Origin of the sequence: Paenibacillus vietnamensis (assembly GCF_020169515.1) — a bacterium.
GTDB lineage: Bacteria > Bacillota > Bacilli > Paenibacillales > Paenibacillaceae > Pristimantibacillus > Pristimantibacillus vietnamensis.
Genome location: NZ_JAHMHW010000005.1, coordinates 209,473 through 225,851, shown reverse-complemented (window position 1 = coordinate 225,851; position 16,379 = coordinate 209,473). Strand labels below are relative to the sequence as shown.

Sequence of the window (16,379 nt, the reverse complement as noted above, 5' to 3'; positions counted from 1 at the left end):
CCGCGCCTTGCCGATTTCCGCTGCCGCTAGCCGCCGCCCCGGTCCGGCACCCGGATGCAGACCAGCGTCCCTTCTCCCGGCGCGCTTGTCATTTCAAACTCCGCTTCGCCGCTGAAATACAGCTGCAGCCTGTAAAATATATTTTTGATGCCAACGCTGTCTCCCATCTCTTCGTTCTCATGCAGGGCTTTCAACATCCGCTCCAGCTCCGACTGGGCCATGCCGACTCCGTTATCCTTCACGCGGATAAACAGGCAGCCGTCCTCATGCCTGATCCGGATGTCGATCATCCCATCATGCGTTAGCGGCTCGATGCCGTGAATGCTGGCGTTCTCCGCCAGCGGCTGGAGCATCATCTTCGGAATCATGCAGCCGTATGCGGACTCGTCGACCTCAATCCGGTAATTCAGCTTGTCGTCGAACCGGTACTTCTGAATTTCCAGAAAGCAAAGCACAAGATCCATCTCTTCCTTGACCGTTACCCAGTCTTTGCCCCACTGCAGCGATTTCCGGAAAATTTTGGCCATATTATGGATGATTCTTGCCGTTTCGGTTTCGTTTTTCATCATGCTGCGCGTCCGGATCGTCGCCAGCGCATTAAACAGGAAATGCGGATTGATCTGGCTTTGCAGCGCGTGCAGCTGCGCCTGATTTCTCTTCAGCTCGAGGTCCTTCCTTTGGATATCGGCGATATAGACGTCATCGATCAGCGATTTGATCTGCAGCGTCATCCGGTTGAACTCACTGGTAAGCTGCCCGATCTCGTCGCGGTAATCGCCGTGCGCCACCGTCTGGAACGAGCCGTGCTTCACCTTCTTGATATGCTTCAGCAGCCCGACCAGGCGCGAGCTCAAGGACTTCATAATCCATGCGATCAGGAGCGACGGAATGAGAATATTGGCCAAGGCAAGGTAGTAAACGAACGCCCGCGACTTCCGTACCTCCTCGAGCACCTTGTCCTCGGAAACGGCGAGCACAATTTTCCACTCCCCGGAGTTGTTGACGCTGGAATAGCTCTCCTCGAACAAAAAAGTATTGTCGCCGAGCAGCTCGGGCGAATAAAAGGTTTTCCCGTCGGCCCATTCGATATCCGTCCGGCTCGAATACTGAATCGTCTTCTCTTCATCTATAAGGTAGACGTCCCCATCCAGAGAGATCGAGCTGAATACCTGCCTGATCGCATCGGGGTCGATATCGATTTTGACGATTTTCTGCCAGGTGCTCCGGCCCGCCGAATAGTTCAGCTTCCGCACGACGCTGTATACGTACTCCCGTCCGAGCAGCCCCCTTTGCTCGTTGCGAATGACGATCGGGTACGCCGCATCGATGCTCTCCGCATACCAGTCCGTGCGCTTGACATCATCCGTAATCGGGATCACGTAACCTCCGCCGATAATCGTCGGGTTATCGGTATATATTGTAATTTGCTTAATGGATTTATACACCGGACTGTATTTGTTCAATATCCAGACGATATCGGCGTTGTAGCTCTCTACATAGTCTTTGTCGGAGGCATACACCTTCTCCAGGCTGTCGTTCAGAAAATAATCGGTATTCAGCACGGAGGAAATGCCGAGCGCGATATCGATTTGAGCGCGCAGGTCGTTTTTTGCTTTTTCGACCGTGACGGCGATATCCTTCATTTTCTGATTTTTGAAATTGCCCGACGTGACATTGTAGAAAATGACGTTCGTCAATACGATCGGAATGAGCACGCACAAAAAATAGAGAAGCAGCATTTTGTCGCGCAGCTTGACATGGTGTAAACTCAACTTCCGCATCTTGGACCACCAGACCTTATTCTTTGGAGTACAGGGCGCTGCGGTATTCGCTTGGCGTCTTCCGCTCCACCTTCTCAAACTGGGTGACGAAATAATCCGGGTTGCTGAAGCCTACTTTGTCGGCGATTTCATATACCCGAAGCTCCGTCTGGCGCAGCAGCCGCTTCGCCTCGTGCATCCGGGTCTGCAGCAAAAATTCGTTGAAGTAGACGCCGTACGTCTTCCGGAACAGCTGGCCCAAATAGACCGGATTCATATAAAAAACGCCCGCGATCGATTTGAGGCTCAAATTCCGGTCGTAATGCTCCTCGATGTATTGCTTGATTCTCTGTATGCTTCCCTTCGCGTTCGATTTCCGCAGTTCTCCGATATAACGAGCGCTTTCTTCAAGGAACGCTGCGAATGCCGCCTTGAGCGTCCTCTCCGTTGCCGGCGCCTGCAGCTTGGCGTTCAGCTCCTCCAGCTGCCGGAGACCGGTTTTATCCCCGTTCATGCACTCGATGATCCGGATTAAGCCGAGCACGACCCGGCCCAGCGACCGGATGACCGCAGCCTGCGAATAACGCTCCGCCCGGAACCGTTTGAACAGATCTTCGGCAGCGCCCGGCAGTGCCGCAGGCTCGCTCTCCTCGATCGCAAGCATCAGCTTCTCCAATTCGCCGTCGCCCAGGCCCAGCTCATGAAGCGGCGCCTGCTGCCATTCTCCGGCCAGCACAGGCCCTTCGCCACCTGCCGCGAACTTGCGCTCCCGGGCTTCGGCGGCGCTCCGGCAGGACTCGGAGATGAGCTCAGCCGTGCGGACCGGAATCCCTCCGTACAGGATAACGGCTGCGCCCAGCTCAGAGCGAAGCTGCTGCTGCAATCCGGCTGCAAACGTCTTCCAGCCGAAGGCTTCCGCCTTCCAGCTTTGTGCCCCGGCAACAAACCCGAATACGTTGCGGCTTGTCTCCTGCACGAATACCTCCGCTTGTCCGGCGGCCGAAGCGAGCGCTTCGGCAAGGGCCCGCTTCCAGCCTTCTCCCGTATCTCCTTCGGCAGCCGGCGGCAAATCGCAAAGCTCCGCTTCGAAGAACATAAGCTCCTCGCCTTCGGTTATCCCCATCGCCTGCAGCATTTCGCTTGTCGGCCGCTGCTCCGGCGCACCGCGCACGGCACCCTCCATAAAAGCCTTGCGGAGCGAAAGCGTCCGCTCTGCATTCAGCTGCAGCTGCAGGCCAAGCGTCTCTCTTAGCGATGACAGCGTCTGCTCCAGCTCGCATTCGTCTATGGGCTTCAGGATGAAGTCCTTGACGCCGAAGCGGACCGCTTTTTGCGCATATTTGAAATCTCCGTATCCGCTTACGATAATGAATTTAGGCTCCGCCTTCTTCCTCTCCTGAACCGTCCGGATCAGCTCCAGGCCGTCCAGCACCGGCATCCGGATGTCGGTTACGACCAAATCGGGCGATGTACGCTCAATGACCTGCAGCGCCTCTTCGCCATTGGCGGCTTCGGCAACGATCTCAAAGCCGTATTTGTTCCAGTCGGTGAACTGCTTCAAGCCTTGTCTCGCATACAGCTCATCATCTACGATCACAACCTTGAACATTCTGTCCCCCTGCCTTTCTCCGCAGCCGCTCCGCTAATGGGTAACCGCTTTCATATTCATCTATTATACGAAACTCCAGCGCCCGATTAACTTCAAAAAATTTAGATCCAGCTTAGTATACTATATACCGGATTTGCGGCAGCAGAAATTAGTCATGTTTGACTTCATTCTCTCATAATAAAAGCCGGCGGTTTGTTTCAAACAAACGAAATCCGTTTATATACTACTATGAAATCGATTAAGAAATAAAGGAGAGATGTCAAATGTCACAACAGCAATCCGGTAACGGTGTATTGCTTGGAGCTATCGTAGGTGGAGCGATCGGCGCGGTGTCGGCGCTGCTGCTCGCCCCGAAAACGGGAGCGCAGCTTCGCGAGGATCTGTCGCAGGCCTGCCAGACGATCGGGCAGAAAACAAAAGATATCGCTTCGACCGTAGGACAAAACACCAGGAAGCTTGCTGCCGCCATTAAGGAGGAATCGAGCAGCCTGGCCGACAAAGCCAAGGAATCCAATCATAACGTCATGGATGCGCTAAGTTCCACCAAGGAAGACGTAAAGGACGAGCTGATCGCCACCGGGAGATCAAGCCATGGACAAGGAGCTGTCTGAGACAACCAATTCCATGGCGCCGACCGAGCAGGATATCGTCAAGCTTGGCAAGGATATGGAGCGGATGGAGACGAACTCGGAAATTGCCCGCAGCGGCATGGTTCCCGACCCGAAGCAATGATCCGGCCGGCATAAATAATCATTAACCGGAAACTGCGGCAGCACCGGACGCAAAGTCCAGGGCTGCCGCTGTTTTTTGCACTTTTCCTGGAAGCTTGAGCTCATTCGTGGAATAGAGACTTAGAGAAAAAAATATATATCGGAGGAGCGCGTATGGACGTACCGGCGCAATGAGCCTGAAAGGGAGTGCGGATAGTGAGAATCCATATTGCGGATGACGGAGAGACGCTTGAAACGATCGCCCGAAAAAAAGGGATCGAGATTGGTCAGCTGGTTAAACTTAATCCAATAATTCCGGACATACATCTCAACCTTGCCGGTATCCCGGTAAGGCTGCCAATTCCGTTCGTCCCTGCAAGAGCCGCCGCTCCGGCTCCTTCCTGCGATCAATTTTTCCCCCAGGTCTCTTTGGAACAAATGGCAAGGACCCATTATGATGTCGTTGTCATCGGAACAGGTGCCGGAGGAGGGGCTGCCATCTGGCGATTATGCAACCAACTGAAGGATAGCGGTAAAAAGGTCGGCGTTGTCGAAGCCGGTCCTGTTTTGCTGCAAACTCATGAATATAATCTTTCCATATTAAGCGAACAGCTATCCTTGCAAAATGTATCCGTACCGGTCGGGAATGAGCTAAAGACGAGACTCGTATATGCGCTCGGGGGGAGAATGTTATATTGGTCGCTTGTCAGTCCCCGCATGTACGCCGGCGAGCTGGCTCAGTTCCCTTTACCTTTGCAGGAGATGAATTTATATTACAATATCGCCGAAGAAGTCATGAACGTCACGACGCGTTCGAGGTTTTCTCCTTATATGAATCCGTTCTCGCAATATTTTATGTCCCAGCTTTGGGAGGGCGGTTTGCCTGAAGCGACAGTCGGACCGGTGGCCTCTAACTTTGAGCCTGATAAATACGGGTCCATCGTACATTTCAGTTCCCTTTCTTTTTTGGGGGAAGGCTATAAACAGATGCCGTTCGATCTGGCCCTTAATGCGAGGGCGGTACAAATTCATACCGAACAAGGAAGAGCGGCCGGCGTTACGGTGATGACACCCGATAAACAAAGCCATTTTATATCCGCCAGCAACGTCGTTGTATCCGCCAGCGCTTTCGAATCAGCGCGGCTGCTGCTTCATTCAGGAATTGAAGGAAATGCGATCGGGCATTATCTGACCCACCATACCCACCTGGAATTCAAATTCAACATAAGCCCCGAACGGGAAGATTTGCCCCAAATCGGGCAGGTGTTTATTATGCTTCCCCAAACCGAAAGCAGGGCTTATCAATACGTGCTCGGCGTTAGGGTTCAATCGCTGGTGCCGACAGTGGAGCTCGAAGTTAGCGGCGGCGTCTTCGGCAAAGTCGAGCCACGCTTTGAAAACAAGGTGTTTTTGCACCCGGAGATGAAAGATGAATATGGCGTTCCGGTGCTGGAAGTCGATTTTTCTTATAGTGAACAAGATGAAGCGGTCAAGGCCCAGATGGTGGAGTCCGTTCATTCGCTTGCTTCCGTCATGGGGGCGGTAACGGAGCCCCAGATCACCCCTACAGTAACCCCGGGAGGGGATTTTCACGAAGCGGGAACCTGCAGAATGGGCGATGACCCCGATACATCCGCAACAAACCGGTTCGGACAAATCCACGGTGTACCCGGCCTGTATATTGCGGACAACAGTGTGCTGCCGACTACCGGAGCCGCAAACCCGACGCTTACGACCGTGGCCTTGGCCATTCGCACGGCGGATCATATTGCGGAGCAGCTAAATCGGATTGCTGAACTGGCGGAAAACTAGGCGGCAATACGTAAAATAACTGCTTTTATAGTATCTCTTGGGGCCGGAATAAGCGAATCGGCCGGCTTCCGGCTTCAGATACACAAAAAGCAGTTATTTTATGTTACCTTATCGTTTCTTCAAGCTTCCTTAGGCGAGTCCTTGTCGGCAAGCAGTCCTTTCAGCTTGTCGATAGCCCGCTTCTGAATGCGGGACACGCTCATCTGGGATACGCCCAGCTCATCGGCAATGTCGCGCTGGGATTTGCCTCCGTGATAAGCGAGAATCAGCACCTTTTTCTCCTCTTCCTTCAGATGCTCCAGCGCTTCCTCCAGATCGATACGGTTGTCCACATGCTCGTACTCGTCCTTGTCCGTCCCGATCAGATCGCCGATCGTCGCGGCGCTCTCGCCTTCGCTGGACAATGGCGTATCAAGCGAAACATAATGATACGATTCGCGGCAGGACAGCACCTCGATCGTCTCCTCGACGGAAAGCTCAAGATAGGCGGCGATCTCTTCGATTTTGGGTGAATACCCGAGCTTCACGGTCAAATGGTCAATGGCTTGCTGAATGAGCAGCCCCTTCTCCTTAATCCGTCTCGGCACTTGGATATACCACGACTTATCGCGCAAATAGTTTTTCAAATGCCCGATGATGCTTTTCATCGCATACCCTTCGAAAGGGATGCCTCGGGAGCTGTCAAACTGCTTGAACAGCCGCAGCAAAGAAAGCTGGCCGACCTGGTACAAATCCTCGTACAGGTCGGGCCGGCTCCGGGACATTTTGCTGGCCGCCATCTTCACGATCGGCTCGAACTGCTGCAGCAGCTCGGTGGCCGTGTCGTTGCAGCTCGTCTCTTGATACAGCTTCATCTTCTCCATAACGGCTTGCGCGTCCAGGCAGGATGAATTCGACTTCATGCCATCTCCTCTTTCCTACCAATTAGCTTGGTTAGAATCACCTCTGTACCTTTTTCTGTCATAACTTCAACCCTGTCCATAAGAGCATGCATCAGGTAAATGCCAAGACCTCCCGCGGTGATGTCATCGAGCTCTTTCCCGTGAAGGGAAGCATGCTGGATATCCGCATGCTCGTACCGGAAGCTGTTCCCCTCGTCCTTAATGCGAATCGATAAGCCTTCCTCTTCCACCTCAAACCGGATATCGATGACGCCGGACCGGCCGTTGCCGTACGCATGAAGCACCACATTAGTACAGGCCTCCGTCACCGCCACCTTCATATCCTCGATCTCCTCGTACGAAAACCCCGCTTTATCCGCAACTCCGAACAACGTGAGCCTGACAATATCGACATATTCCGCTTGCGCCGGAACGGTTAAGCTTACAGTTGGATTCATTATAATCTTCTATCCTCTCTAGTAGGTAATAGTATTGCTTATATCTTTTTCACTTTATTCCAAATGCGTACGCTGGAAATAATTCCGTCGTATATCACGCTCAGCACGCTCGGCTCCTTGGCCGTCGCCGGCGCAATACGATCCCTCCTCAGCTTTGCCGTAATGCTGGCTGCGGATTCTTTGGCCGCTCCTGTAAACGAGTGTATCGCATGCCCGATATCGTTCACCGAGGTGAAAATGACATCCAGCGACTTCAGCTTGGACCGGACATCCTGCGTCATAACATTCGTATTGTGGACGGCCTCTTTCACATCCACGCTGATTTGCGTCACCTCCGCTCTCAGCTGCCCGATCGTTTTCCTTGTTTCCTCAAGGGTGCTGGTCAACGTCTTGACGGCCTGAACCAGGAAATACAGCAGAACGACGAAAGCAATCGCTATGACCGCGACACTGATCTGAATAATGATATCCATTACACTCACCACTTCCTTTTTTCTTTTAGTTACCCTGTATCCGCCGGGTTGAAACAGCGCAGAGAAGCTATCAAAATGTTATAATAAATAGAATAATTCATTTGGTCCGAAACCTACTTTCTTAATGAAGGAGAGAGCTATGCTGCAGAATGTGAAACTAAGTATTCGCACGAAAATACTAATCGGATATTTTCTGGTGATTTGCTGTCTGGGAACGTCGATCATCATCGTAAGCGACCGGATTTCATCGCTGCAGGATGAAATAGAAACGATTGCCAGCCGCGATCTTGAAATCCATAATCTGATTACATCCATCCGTTATAACGCGATCAACATGGAGTCAAGCCAGCGAGGCTTTGTCATTACCGGCGACGAGAGCTATCTTACTCCGTATATGAACGGGCTGACGGAATGGGAAGCCAATTATAACGTGCTTGCCCGTTACTTGGACGGGAATCCCGACTTTCTCGCACAGCTGGAGGATATAAAGAAAAATATCGAAAATTGGATCAAAGTCGCGGGCGAGCCGGTCATCCGATACAAAAAAAATAACGACAATCAAAAAATTATCGAATCCTTTGCGAATGACGACGGAAAAGCTTATATCGACCAGCTGCGTGTGAAGCTGGAAAATTTGCGCCAGGCGCAAATCCGGCTTACCGGAGACCGCATCAACGAGCTGGAAAACAAAAACAACAATTTGATCGTGAGCCTGTACGCGATGCTCATGCTCTTATCCGTCATCGCCTTCCTGATCGTCTCCTTCGTATCTGGCTCCATCGTGAACACGATCAAGCAGGTCGTGCGGACGATCAAGGATATCGATTCCCCGGGAGGGGATCTGACTCAGCGAATCCAGGTTGCGACCCGTGATGAAATCAAGGATTTGGCGGATGCAACAAACTCGCTGCTCGACAACGTGAACAGCCTGAATTGGATTCAGACCAATTCGGCCGAAGTGGCCACCATGAGCCAGGGCGTCAACGATATGAAAACGCTGGCGAGCTCCTTCTTGTCCAAGCTCGCTCCGATGTTGGACGCCGTTTACGGACAATTCTACATCCGTGAAGGCAAAGGCGAGGATCAACGACTGGTAAAAATCGGAGACTATGCCGCTTCCGGCGATCCGGTGGGCAACATTTCTTTCCGCTTAGGCGAAGGACTGATCGGGCAGGCGGCGGTGGAGAAACGTCCGTTTCTGCTGCATTCAGCGCCGGACCATCCGATCCGGATCCAGACAGGGACCGGCCAGGTGCCGCCGCAGAGCATTCTGATCGTACCGGTCGAATTCGAAGGCAAGGTAACCGCCGTCGTCGAATTTGCTTCCGTGGGATCGTTCACGGCCGCCCACTTGAAGCTGCTGGAGCAAATCGAAAGCTATTTCGGCGTGACGATCAACAATGTTGCGGGCCGTATGGAGGTCGAACGGCTGCTCAGCGAATCTCAGGTGCTGACGGAGGAGCTGCAAGTCCAGACCGAGGAGCTTCAGGCGCAATCGGAGGAGATGCAAATGCAGCAGGAAGAAATGCGGATGACGACGGAGCATTTGGAGGAGCAAAATATTTATGCCGAGCAGAAAACGAGAGAGCTCGAGAAAGCGAAAGCCGAGCTTGAAGTCTACTCGGAGCAGCTGGAGCTTAGCTCGCAGTACAAGTCCAATTTCCTTGCGAACATGTCGCATGAGCTGCGCACTCCGCTTAACAGTATTTTGATTTTGTCGCAAATCCTCTCCGAGAACGAGAACAAAACGTTAACCGCCGAGGAAAAAGGCTACGCCGAAGTCATTCACTCCTCCGGCAGCGACCTGCTGATGCTGATCGATGATATTCTGGATCTGTCGAAGATCGAAGCGGGCAAAATCGTGCTTACGATTGACGAGGTGAACGTATCGGAGATTCCGGAGCATATGAAGCTTGGATTTGTTCCGGTCGCGGAGAAGAAGGGGCTCGACTTTAAGCTCAGCGTTGCGGACAGCGCTCCTTCCGTCATTTATACGGACGGTCACCGCCTTCAGCAAATATTGAAAAATTTGCTGTCCAACGCATTCAAGTTTACCGAAAAGGGCAGCGTAGCCTTGGCTGTCCGCAAAGCGGACCCTGACAGTGTCAAGCGATATTTGCCGTCGCATGTGAATAACGACGTTCTGGAGATCCGCGTAACGGATACCGGTATCGGCATTCCGAAGGAAAAGCAGCAGCTCATCTTCGAAGCTTTTCAGCAGGTGGACGGCGATACGACCCGCCAATACGGCGGTACGGGACTCGGCTTATCCATTTGCAGCGAATTTATGAAGCTGCTGGGCGGCCGCATCCTGCTGGATAGCGAGGTACAACTGGGCAGCACCTTTACGCTGCTTGTGCCGAGCCTTCCGCATCTGCAGAAGGAGCAGCTGCTGCTCGACCGGCAGGAGGTTGCCGCGGCGTCGGAAGCGGCCTTGTCCGTTCCCGACGCATCCGAGCCGTCCACCGGAGCTCTGGCGCCGCAGGAGGAAAGCGAGTTCGCTTGCCCGCTGTTCAAAGGGAAAAAGGTGCTGCTCGCCGAGGACGATTCACGGAACGTATTCGCGCTCGTCAAGGCGCTTGAAAGCAAGGAATTTATCGTTACCGTCGCCGGCAACGGCAAGGAATGCCTTGATATTTTACAGAAAAGCACCGACTTTGACCTTATTCTGATGGATATTATGATGCCTGTCATGGACGGCTACGAGGCGATGAAGGCGATCCGGCGCCTGCCCGAAACGGCGGATAAGCCGATTATCGCCCTTACAGCGAAGGCGATGAAGAACGACCGCGACAAATGCCTGTTAGCCGGCGCTTCCGACTATATCAGCAAGCCGATCGATATGGATCAGCTTTTCTCGCTTATGAGGGTATGGCTTACGAAGCAGGTGGGACAATGAGCGGCCATTTGGATACGGACGAGGAGCATGACGATGTGCTGCCCGGCAGCAGCCTGAAGCGGATCGAAACCGATCTGCTTCTGGAGGGGCTGTACCTTGCGTACGGCTTCGATTTCCGCCATTATTTGCGTTCCTCCCTCGGCAGGCGGATTTCCCACCGGATGAGCATTGAGGGAATTCCGACGATAACCGCCCTGCTCGAGAAGGTGCTGCACGTGCCGGGTTTTGCCGATAAGCTGTTAAACGATTTTTCCATTAAAGTAACGGAAATGTACCGGGATCCCGGCTTCTTTCTCGCCTTCCGCAAAGAAGTTGTCCCCTTGCTGCGCAAGGAGCCTGAAATTCGGATCTGGCATGCAGGCTGCTCTACGGGAGAAGAGGTCTACTCGATGGCGATATTGCTCAAGGAGTGCGGCTTGCTGGACCGGGTCAAAATTTACGCGACCGATATGAACGAGAACGTCATCGCCGCCGCCAAGCTGGGGAAGTTTCCGCTGAAGCGGATGCAGTCTTTTACAAAAAATTATTTGCAGGCCGGGGGGAGCATGGAGTTTTCCTCCTATTATACGACGGATACGGAGTACGCTTATTTTAAGTCGGAAATTAAGAACAGCATGATGTTTGCGCAGCATAACCTTGCGACTGACCGCTCCTTTAACGAGTTTCACGTTATTCTTTGCCGGAACGTGCTTATTTACTTCGACTCCTCGCTGCAATCGCGGGTGCACCACCTTTTCTACGAAAGCTTGTCACCCTCCGGCTTCCTCTGCCTCGGCACCATGGAGTCGCTGATCACCGGGCGCCGCTCCCAGTATGAGGATTTTAACCCCGCGGAGCGGATTTTCCGCAAGCTTGGCAGATAGAGGAACACGCGCCGCTTTGCTGCAGTTTGTGCAGTAGAATGCGGACGATTTAGTGTTATGCGCAGCTCTGCTGCACTTTCTGCAGCAGATCGGTGATTTTATGGGAGTATAGTGCTCATTTCGGGCCTTTCTGCTGCAAAAATACACGCTGGCGCATGAGCATTACCTCCATGTAAGGTTTCTGCCGCACTTTCTGCAGCAGTGGCCAAGCCACCGCTTAAAGCGTTCATAGGAACAGCCTTTCCGCATAAATATATAGCTATCACCAATAGGATGTGATGGCTTTGCTTAGAGCAAACAAACCGGTAAATACGATGGTTATGCTATCTGCATTTGCCGACGAATTTGCCGAGGATTTGGAAACGCAGATGGAGCTGCTTGCCGCCGAACAGATCTATCATATCGATTTGCGGACGGTGCGCGGAAAAAATGTATTGCAGCTTTCGGGCCAGGAAATCGAAGAGATCAAAAAACAGCTGGATGCCCGGGGCTTTCAGGTCTCTTCCATCGCTTCCCCAATTGGAAATACCCCTATTACCGATGATTTTTCGCCTCAAATGAAGGATTTCATGCGCGCTATTCATTTAGCCCATTATTTCGATACCCCCTATATTCGTATTTTTTCTTTCTCTGTCCCGGAAGGAGAAAATAAGGACGAGTATAAAACCGAAGTTGTGAACAGAATGACGGAGCTGACCCGTATCGCCGAAGAAGAGGGAGTCGTGCTGCTTATCGACAACGATCCTCCCTTCTATGCCGATAACGGGTACCGCGCCAGGGATATTCTCGCTGCGATCGATTCCCCCTACTTGCGCTTGGCATTCGACCCTGCGAATTTCGTCAGGGCGCCGACTCTTCCGATGACCGACGCTTATCCTCTCGTCGCGCCTTACCTTTCATACGTCCATATAAAAGACGCCAGGCTGAATACCGGCGAAATTGTCCCCGCAGGCGAAGGAGACGGAGAAATCAGAAAACTCATCGCTGCTTTAAAAGAGAGAAATTATTCGGGTTTTATATCGGTTGAACCGAAAGGAAGGCCGGGAGTGGCGAACCCGGATTTTTCACGGAAAGCGGTAAGGGCGCTTAAAAACCTGCTTCAGGAAGCCGGGATCGGATGGCGAAATACCGCCCCTGCCCATTTGCCCGCTTCCTGCTTACCGCAAGCCCTCCCATCCGATTATCTGGCACAATGGATCCCGCTTACGCCGCTCGAACAAATGGCGGAAACCGAATATGACGTCCTTATCGTCGGCACCGGTGCGGGAGGAGGAGCCGTTCTCTGGAGATTGTGCGAGCAATGGCAGAACAGCGGCAAACGGATCGGCATCGTTGAAAGAGGCGACCTGCTCATTCCGACGCAAGCCCGCAATCTCCCTACGATGAACAACGAGCGTTTAAACGGACTTTTTTATGAGGTATCGAGGCCGTTGCCGGGCTCTTACCCGGAATATGCATCGGCAAGACAGCTGTTTGCACTGGGCGGAAGAACCTTGTTTTGGAATACGATCAGTCCCCGGATGAGTTTATCCCATATGCGCGATTGGCCCGTTTCCCTCGAGGAGATGGATGCTTATTATCATACCGCCGAAGACGTCATGAATGTGACGCAAAGCTATACCAAGGGATCTCCCGTAACCGAAATATTGCTGGAGCGGCTGCACCAAATCGGTTTTCCGGAAGCGATGCCCGTTCCGATGGCTTGCGATCTCAGGTCCAGGATCTATGCGGAACCGGATTCCGACGTTTTTTTCAGCACGACGGTTTTTCTTGCAAAAGCATTAAATCACAGACCCTTTGATCTGGCTGTCAGGACCAATGCCGTAAAAGTGCTCACTGAAAACGGGAAAGCAACCGGTGTGCAGGTGATGTGTCCCGACAAAAAAAGCTACACGCTCCATGCCAAAAAAGTAGTTGTGTCCGGAAGCACGTTTGAAACCCCGCGGCTGCTTCTCTACTCGGGCATTCCGGGAAAAGCGATCGGCCATTATTTATCGAATCAGGCATTGATCGGAACTTTAGGCAGAATGAGCCGCGCCGGGTTTCCCGGGGCTTTGGGAACCTTAGGCATTTTAATGCCCGGAACGTCAGAAAGACCTTTCCAGCTGCAGCTGAGAGGACCTGACGGTTATGACTGGTATCAGAGCTTTCAGGAAAAACCGCTGCTTGAAGAGCTGGAGATGATTATTTTTTGTAACGGCATGGTTGAACCCCGCTTTGAAAACAGAGTCTCTCTGAATTTTAATCGAAAAGATGAATATGGCGTGCCGCAGCTCCTTATCCATTTTTCTTACAGCGAGAAGGATCAGGCTGTCATACGCCAGACAATGGCTGCTATGCGGCAGATCTCCTCCGCCCTCGGAATAACTCTGTATCCCCTGGCAGGGCAGCCGACGACGATCCGACTGTTTCCTCCGGGGGAAATGCACCATGATTCGGGTACCTGCCGCATGGGCGACGACCCTTCCACTTCGGCAACGAACCGATACGGTCAAATTCATGGCGTAAGCGGCCTTTTTGTCGCGGACAACAGCGTCCTTCCGTCCGTAGGCACGGCTAATGTAACGCTGACGACGGTAGCGCTTGCCATCCGCACGGCAGATCACATCATTCGTCAGGAGTGAGACGATATGGCTTCATTGGAAGAAATGGCCCGCACCGGCTATGATGTCCTCATTATCGGCAGCGGCGCCGGAGGAGGAGCCGTCCTTTGGAGATTATGCGAACGGTGGCGTAACAACGGACTTCGCGTCGGTATGGTCGAGGCCGGAGAAAGCGTAATTCCTACGCACAGGCGTAATCTCGCCATCCTCTCCGGCGGACGGGGAGAACGGTTAATCGGGGGTCCGGAGGTTACGAGAAGGATCGGACGGACCCTCCCCGAATTTTCCGGCGCCAAGCAGATTTTCGCCTTGGGCGGAAGAACGATCCAATGGGATGTGAACGCCCACCGTATGCCTTTGCACGCGCTGGAGAACTATCCGGTTCCTCTCAAGGAAATGGAGGTTTATTACAGCATCGCCGAACAGGTCATGAAGGTGACGAAGCCTTTTCTTCATGGGGCCATTAACCGGATATTGCTTAACCGGCTTTGGGAGAACGGCTTCCCGGAAGCGACGGGCCCGGCCATGGCTATCGATACTGAGCCTACCCGATTCGGCGAGGTTCATTCCAACGCCTATTTCAGCTCCATCAACTTTCTGGCTTTGGCTCTGAACCGCAAACCGTTCGATCTGGCCGTCAAAGCCCGAGCCGTCCAAATTCTCATGGAGCAAGGAAAAGCGGCCGGCGTGAAAGTGATGTCCCCCGACAAACAATCATTCGTGCTTCGTGCTAAAACGGTAGTCTTGTCGGCAAGCACGTTTGAAACTCCGCGTCTGCTGCTGTATTCCGGTATTATAGGGGGCGCAATCGGCCGTTACTTGATCGACCACTCCTCGATAAAGGGGACCGCAATAATGAGCCGGAAAGGACTGCCGGAGGTTGCAGGACCGGCAGGAGTCGGACCGGTGGAAGTAACGGTCCCGGAGACGGCAACCCGCCCCTATCAGCTGCAAATCTATGGACGGGAGCAGACTTCTTATGACGAGCTTGGGATCGGCATGAACGGTTTCGGTCTGGTCGAGCCGAGGGCAGAAAACAGGATTACCCTGGACCCCGGCAGGGTTGATGAATATGGCGTGCCGGCGATCCAAGTCCAATATTCCTATACGGATAAGGATCTGGATGTCATACGGATGATGACGGCCGGCATGAGAAAAGCTTTTTCAGCCATAGGAGCGACTCCGGTTTCGGCGGGCGGCCAGCCGGAAATTTGTCTGCGGGCTCCGGGGGAGGCCAACCACGAATCCGGGACATGCCGCATCGGACACGATCCCGCCACCTCCGCCGCTGACCCGTACGGGCAAATTCGCGGCGTATCCGGCCTCTATGCGGCCGATAACAGCGTGCTGCCTTACCTCGGAACGAACCCGACGCTTACGACTGTCGCCTTGGCGATCCGGACGGCGGATCACATCATCGCATCCAGGAAAGGAGACGCTTGATTTCACGTAACGCGAATAGGCCGAGGATTCCTGCCAGCTGGCAGGAATCCTCGGCTCTTTCCGGTGCAGCCGCTTATTCCGCGGCCAAATACTTGGTCATCGCGATCTCGGTCGCGCCCCCTGCCGTATTCACGACGACGTCGTCCATCAGCGCCTGCATTAAATAAATGCCGAGTCCGCCGACGCGAAGATCGTTGATTTCCGTATCGGGCAAAGGCGCCGCTTTGCCGACGGCTTCGGAATACATAAATTCCGGGCCGTTGTTTTTCACTTTGATCGTAAGAGCATCGTCCGCAAACTCATAGCTGATGTCGATCATGGCGTTCTCGTCTTGCGGAAAGCCATACAGCACCGCGTTGTTGCAGGCCTCCGACACCGCCACCTTCATGTCCTCGATATCCTCAAACGGAAATTGCAGCTTGGACGCGATTCCGAATAAGCAAATTCTGACCATATCGATATAATCCGCATGGGCCGGTATTTGGAGATGGATGGCGTTCATGCTTCAGCCTCTGTCCCTTCTGTCAAGTATCTCGAAATGCCGGTCATATCGAACAAACGCCTGACCGCAGGAGGAACCTCCCGTACATAAAATGGCGCCTTGATTTCATCGCGGAGCTTTAGCACCGATACGATTATGCCGATGCCGGTACTGTCGATGTATTTGAGATGCTTGAATTGCAACACCAATGCCTTGTCCGTCCGGTTCATCACAGGCTCAAGCGCGCTGCGCAGCTGCGGCACAACCGCCAAATCCAGCTCGCCGCTGATATGAAGAATTGTCTCCCGGTTCGTTTCCTCTTGAATAATTTGAAATTGCTCCGCTTTCATGCTTTTCACCCTTCACCTATAATAATTGATCTAGCTA

The 16,379-nt window shown here is 53.1% G+C and carries 14 protein-coding genes; 7 read left to right on the top strand and 7 right to left on the bottom strand.

Annotated features, from left to right (window positions below):
* Window positions 1–26: 26 nt before the first annotated feature.
* Window positions 27–1,781 (bottom strand): sensor histidine kinase, encoded by a 1,755-nt coding sequence (locus KP806_RS13410; RefSeq protein ID WP_224724198.1) that lies wholly within the window; start codon window positions 1,779–1,781, stop codon window positions 27–29.
* Between the two features lie 16 nt (window positions 1,782–1,797).
* Window positions 1,798–3,369, bottom strand: coding sequence for a response regulator transcription factor (locus KP806_RS13405; protein ID WP_224724197.1), 1,572 nt, complete (start codon window positions 3,367–3,369; stop codon window positions 1,798–1,800).
* A 263-nt stretch (window positions 3,370–3,632) separates the two neighbouring features.
* On the opposite strand from KP806_RS13405, the gene KP806_RS13400 reads away from it, so the two are divergent.
* From KP806_RS13400 to KP806_RS27815, 3 genes are all read left to right on the top strand, one after another.
* Window positions 3,633–3,980 carry a YtxH domain-containing protein gene (locus KP806_RS13400; RefSeq protein ID WP_224724196.1) on the top strand — a complete coding sequence of 116 codons (348 nt, stop codon included), beginning with the start codon at window positions 3,633–3,635 and terminating at the stop codon, window positions 3,978–3,980.
* The gene (locus KP806_RS13395) at window positions 3,961–4,101 is read left to right on the top strand and encodes a hypothetical protein (protein ID WP_224724195.1); all 141 of its coding nucleotides are present in this window, start codon (window positions 3,961–3,963) and stop codon (window positions 4,099–4,101) included. The genes KP806_RS13400 and KP806_RS13395 overlap by 20 nt, the downstream gene beginning before the upstream one ends.
* 194 nt (window positions 4,102–4,295) lie before the next feature.
* The gene (locus tag KP806_RS27815) at window positions 4,296–5,891 is read left to right on the top strand and encodes a GMC oxidoreductase (RefSeq protein ID WP_224724194.1); all 1,596 of its coding nucleotides are present in this window, start codon (window positions 4,296–4,298) and stop codon (window positions 5,889–5,891) included.
* Window positions 5,892–6,010: 119 nt separating this feature from the next.
* Here the strand turns inward: KP806_RS27815 and KP806_RS13385 are convergent, their stop codons facing one another.
* The 3 genes from KP806_RS13385 to KP806_RS13375 are packed head-to-tail and all read right to left on the bottom strand — an operon-like array spanning window position 6,011 to window position 7,703.
* Window positions 6,011–6,793: a sigma-70 family RNA polymerase sigma factor gene (locus KP806_RS13385; protein WP_224724193.1), complete on the bottom strand. Its 783-nt coding sequence runs from the start codon at window positions 6,791–6,793 to the stop codon at window positions 6,011–6,013.
* Window positions 6,790–7,230, bottom strand: coding sequence for an anti-sigma B factor RsbW (gene rsbW / locus KP806_RS13380; RefSeq protein WP_224724192.1), 441 nt, complete (start codon window positions 7,228–7,230; stop codon window positions 6,790–6,792). The genes KP806_RS13385 and rsbW (KP806_RS13380) overlap by 4 nt, the downstream gene beginning before the upstream one ends.
* Window positions 7,231–7,268: 38 nt before the next feature.
* On the bottom strand, window positions 7,269–7,703 hold the full coding sequence (locus tag KP806_RS13375; RefSeq protein WP_224724191.1) for a DUF948 domain-containing protein: 435 nt from the start codon (window positions 7,701–7,703) through the stop codon (window positions 7,269–7,271).
* A gap of 139 nt (window positions 7,704–7,842) precedes the next feature.
* Here KP806_RS13375 and KP806_RS13370 point away from each other — a divergent pair, with 139 nt between their 5' ends.
* From KP806_RS13370 to KP806_RS13355, 4 genes are all read left to right on the top strand, one after another.
* Window positions 7,843–10,602 (top strand): CHASE3 domain-containing protein, encoded by a 2,760-nt coding sequence (locus tag KP806_RS13370; protein WP_224724190.1) that lies wholly within the window; start codon window positions 7,843–7,845, stop codon window positions 10,600–10,602.
* Window positions 10,599–11,465: a CheR family methyltransferase gene (locus KP806_RS13365; protein ID WP_224724189.1), complete on the top strand. Its 867-nt coding sequence runs from the start codon at window positions 10,599–10,601 to the stop codon at window positions 11,463–11,465. Before KP806_RS13370 ends, KP806_RS13365 begins: the two co-directional genes overlap by 4 nt.
* Window positions 11,466–11,749: 284 nt before the next feature.
* Window positions 11,750–14,089, top strand: coding sequence for a TIM barrel protein (locus KP806_RS13360; RefSeq protein WP_224724188.1), 2,340 nt, complete (start codon window positions 11,750–11,752; stop codon window positions 14,087–14,089).
* Between the two features lie 6 nt (window positions 14,090–14,095).
* On the top strand, window positions 14,096–15,511 hold the full coding sequence (locus tag KP806_RS13355) for a GMC oxidoreductase (RefSeq protein ID WP_224724187.1): 1,416 nt from the start codon (window positions 14,096–14,098) through the stop codon (window positions 15,509–15,511).
* A gap of 73 nt (window positions 15,512–15,584) precedes the next feature.
* On the opposite strand, the gene rsbW (KP806_RS13350) is transcribed toward KP806_RS13355, so the two are convergent.
* Complete coding sequence (gene rsbW / locus KP806_RS13350) at window positions 15,585–16,013, bottom strand: anti-sigma B factor RsbW (RefSeq protein WP_224724186.1); 429 nt, start codon at window positions 16,011–16,013, stop codon at window positions 15,585–15,587.
* Window positions 16,010–16,342, bottom strand: a complete 333-nt coding sequence (locus KP806_RS13345; RefSeq protein ID WP_224724185.1) for an STAS domain-containing protein — start codon at window positions 16,340–16,342, stop codon at window positions 16,010–16,012. The genes rsbW (KP806_RS13350) and KP806_RS13345 overlap by 4 nt, the downstream gene beginning before the upstream one ends.
* Between the last annotated feature and the right edge of the window lie 37 nt (window positions 16,343–16,379).

Excerpts from the sequence above, each read along its gene's own strand:
- KP806_RS13410 (WP_224724198.1), bottom strand. The coding sequence starts at position 1,781 with ATGCGGAAGTTGAGTTTACACCATGTCAAGCTGCGCGACAAAATGCTG.
- KP806_RS13405 (WP_224724197.1), bottom strand. The coding sequence starts at position 3,369 with ATGTTCAAGGTTGTGATCGTAGATGATGAGCTGTATGCGAGACAAGGC.
- KP806_RS13400 (WP_224724196.1), top strand. The coding sequence starts at position 3,633 with ATGTCACAACAGCAATCCGGTAACGGTGTATTGCTTGGAGCTATCGTA.
- KP806_RS13395 (WP_224724195.1), top strand. The coding sequence starts at position 3,961 with ATGGACAAGGAGCTGTCTGAGACAACCAATTCCATGGCGCCGACCGAG.
- KP806_RS13385 (WP_224724193.1), bottom strand. The coding sequence starts at position 6,793 with ATGAAGTCGAATTCATCCTGCCTGGACGCGCAAGCCGTTATGGAGAAG.
- rsbW (WP_224724192.1), bottom strand. The coding sequence starts at position 7,230 with ATGAATCCAACTGTAAGCTTAACCGTTCCGGCGCAAGCGGAATATGTC.
- KP806_RS13375 (WP_224724191.1), bottom strand. The coding sequence starts at position 7,703 with ATGGATATCATTATTCAGATCAGTGTCGCGGTCATAGCGATTGCTTTC.
- KP806_RS13370 (WP_224724190.1), top strand. The coding sequence starts at position 7,843 with ATGCTGCAGAATGTGAAACTAAGTATTCGCACGAAAATACTAATCGGA.
- KP806_RS13365 (WP_224724189.1), top strand. The coding sequence starts at position 10,599 with ATGAGCGGCCATTTGGATACGGACGAGGAGCATGACGATGTGCTGCCC.
- KP806_RS13355 (WP_224724187.1), top strand. The coding sequence starts at position 14,096 with ATGGCTTCATTGGAAGAAATGGCCCGCACCGGCTATGATGTCCTCATT.
- rsbW (WP_224724186.1), bottom strand. The coding sequence starts at position 16,013 with ATGAACGCCATCCATCTCCAAATACCGGCCCATGCGGATTATATCGAT.
- KP806_RS13345 (WP_224724185.1), bottom strand. The coding sequence starts at position 16,342 with ATGAAAGCGGAGCAATTTCAAATTATTCAAGAGGAAACGAACCGGGAG.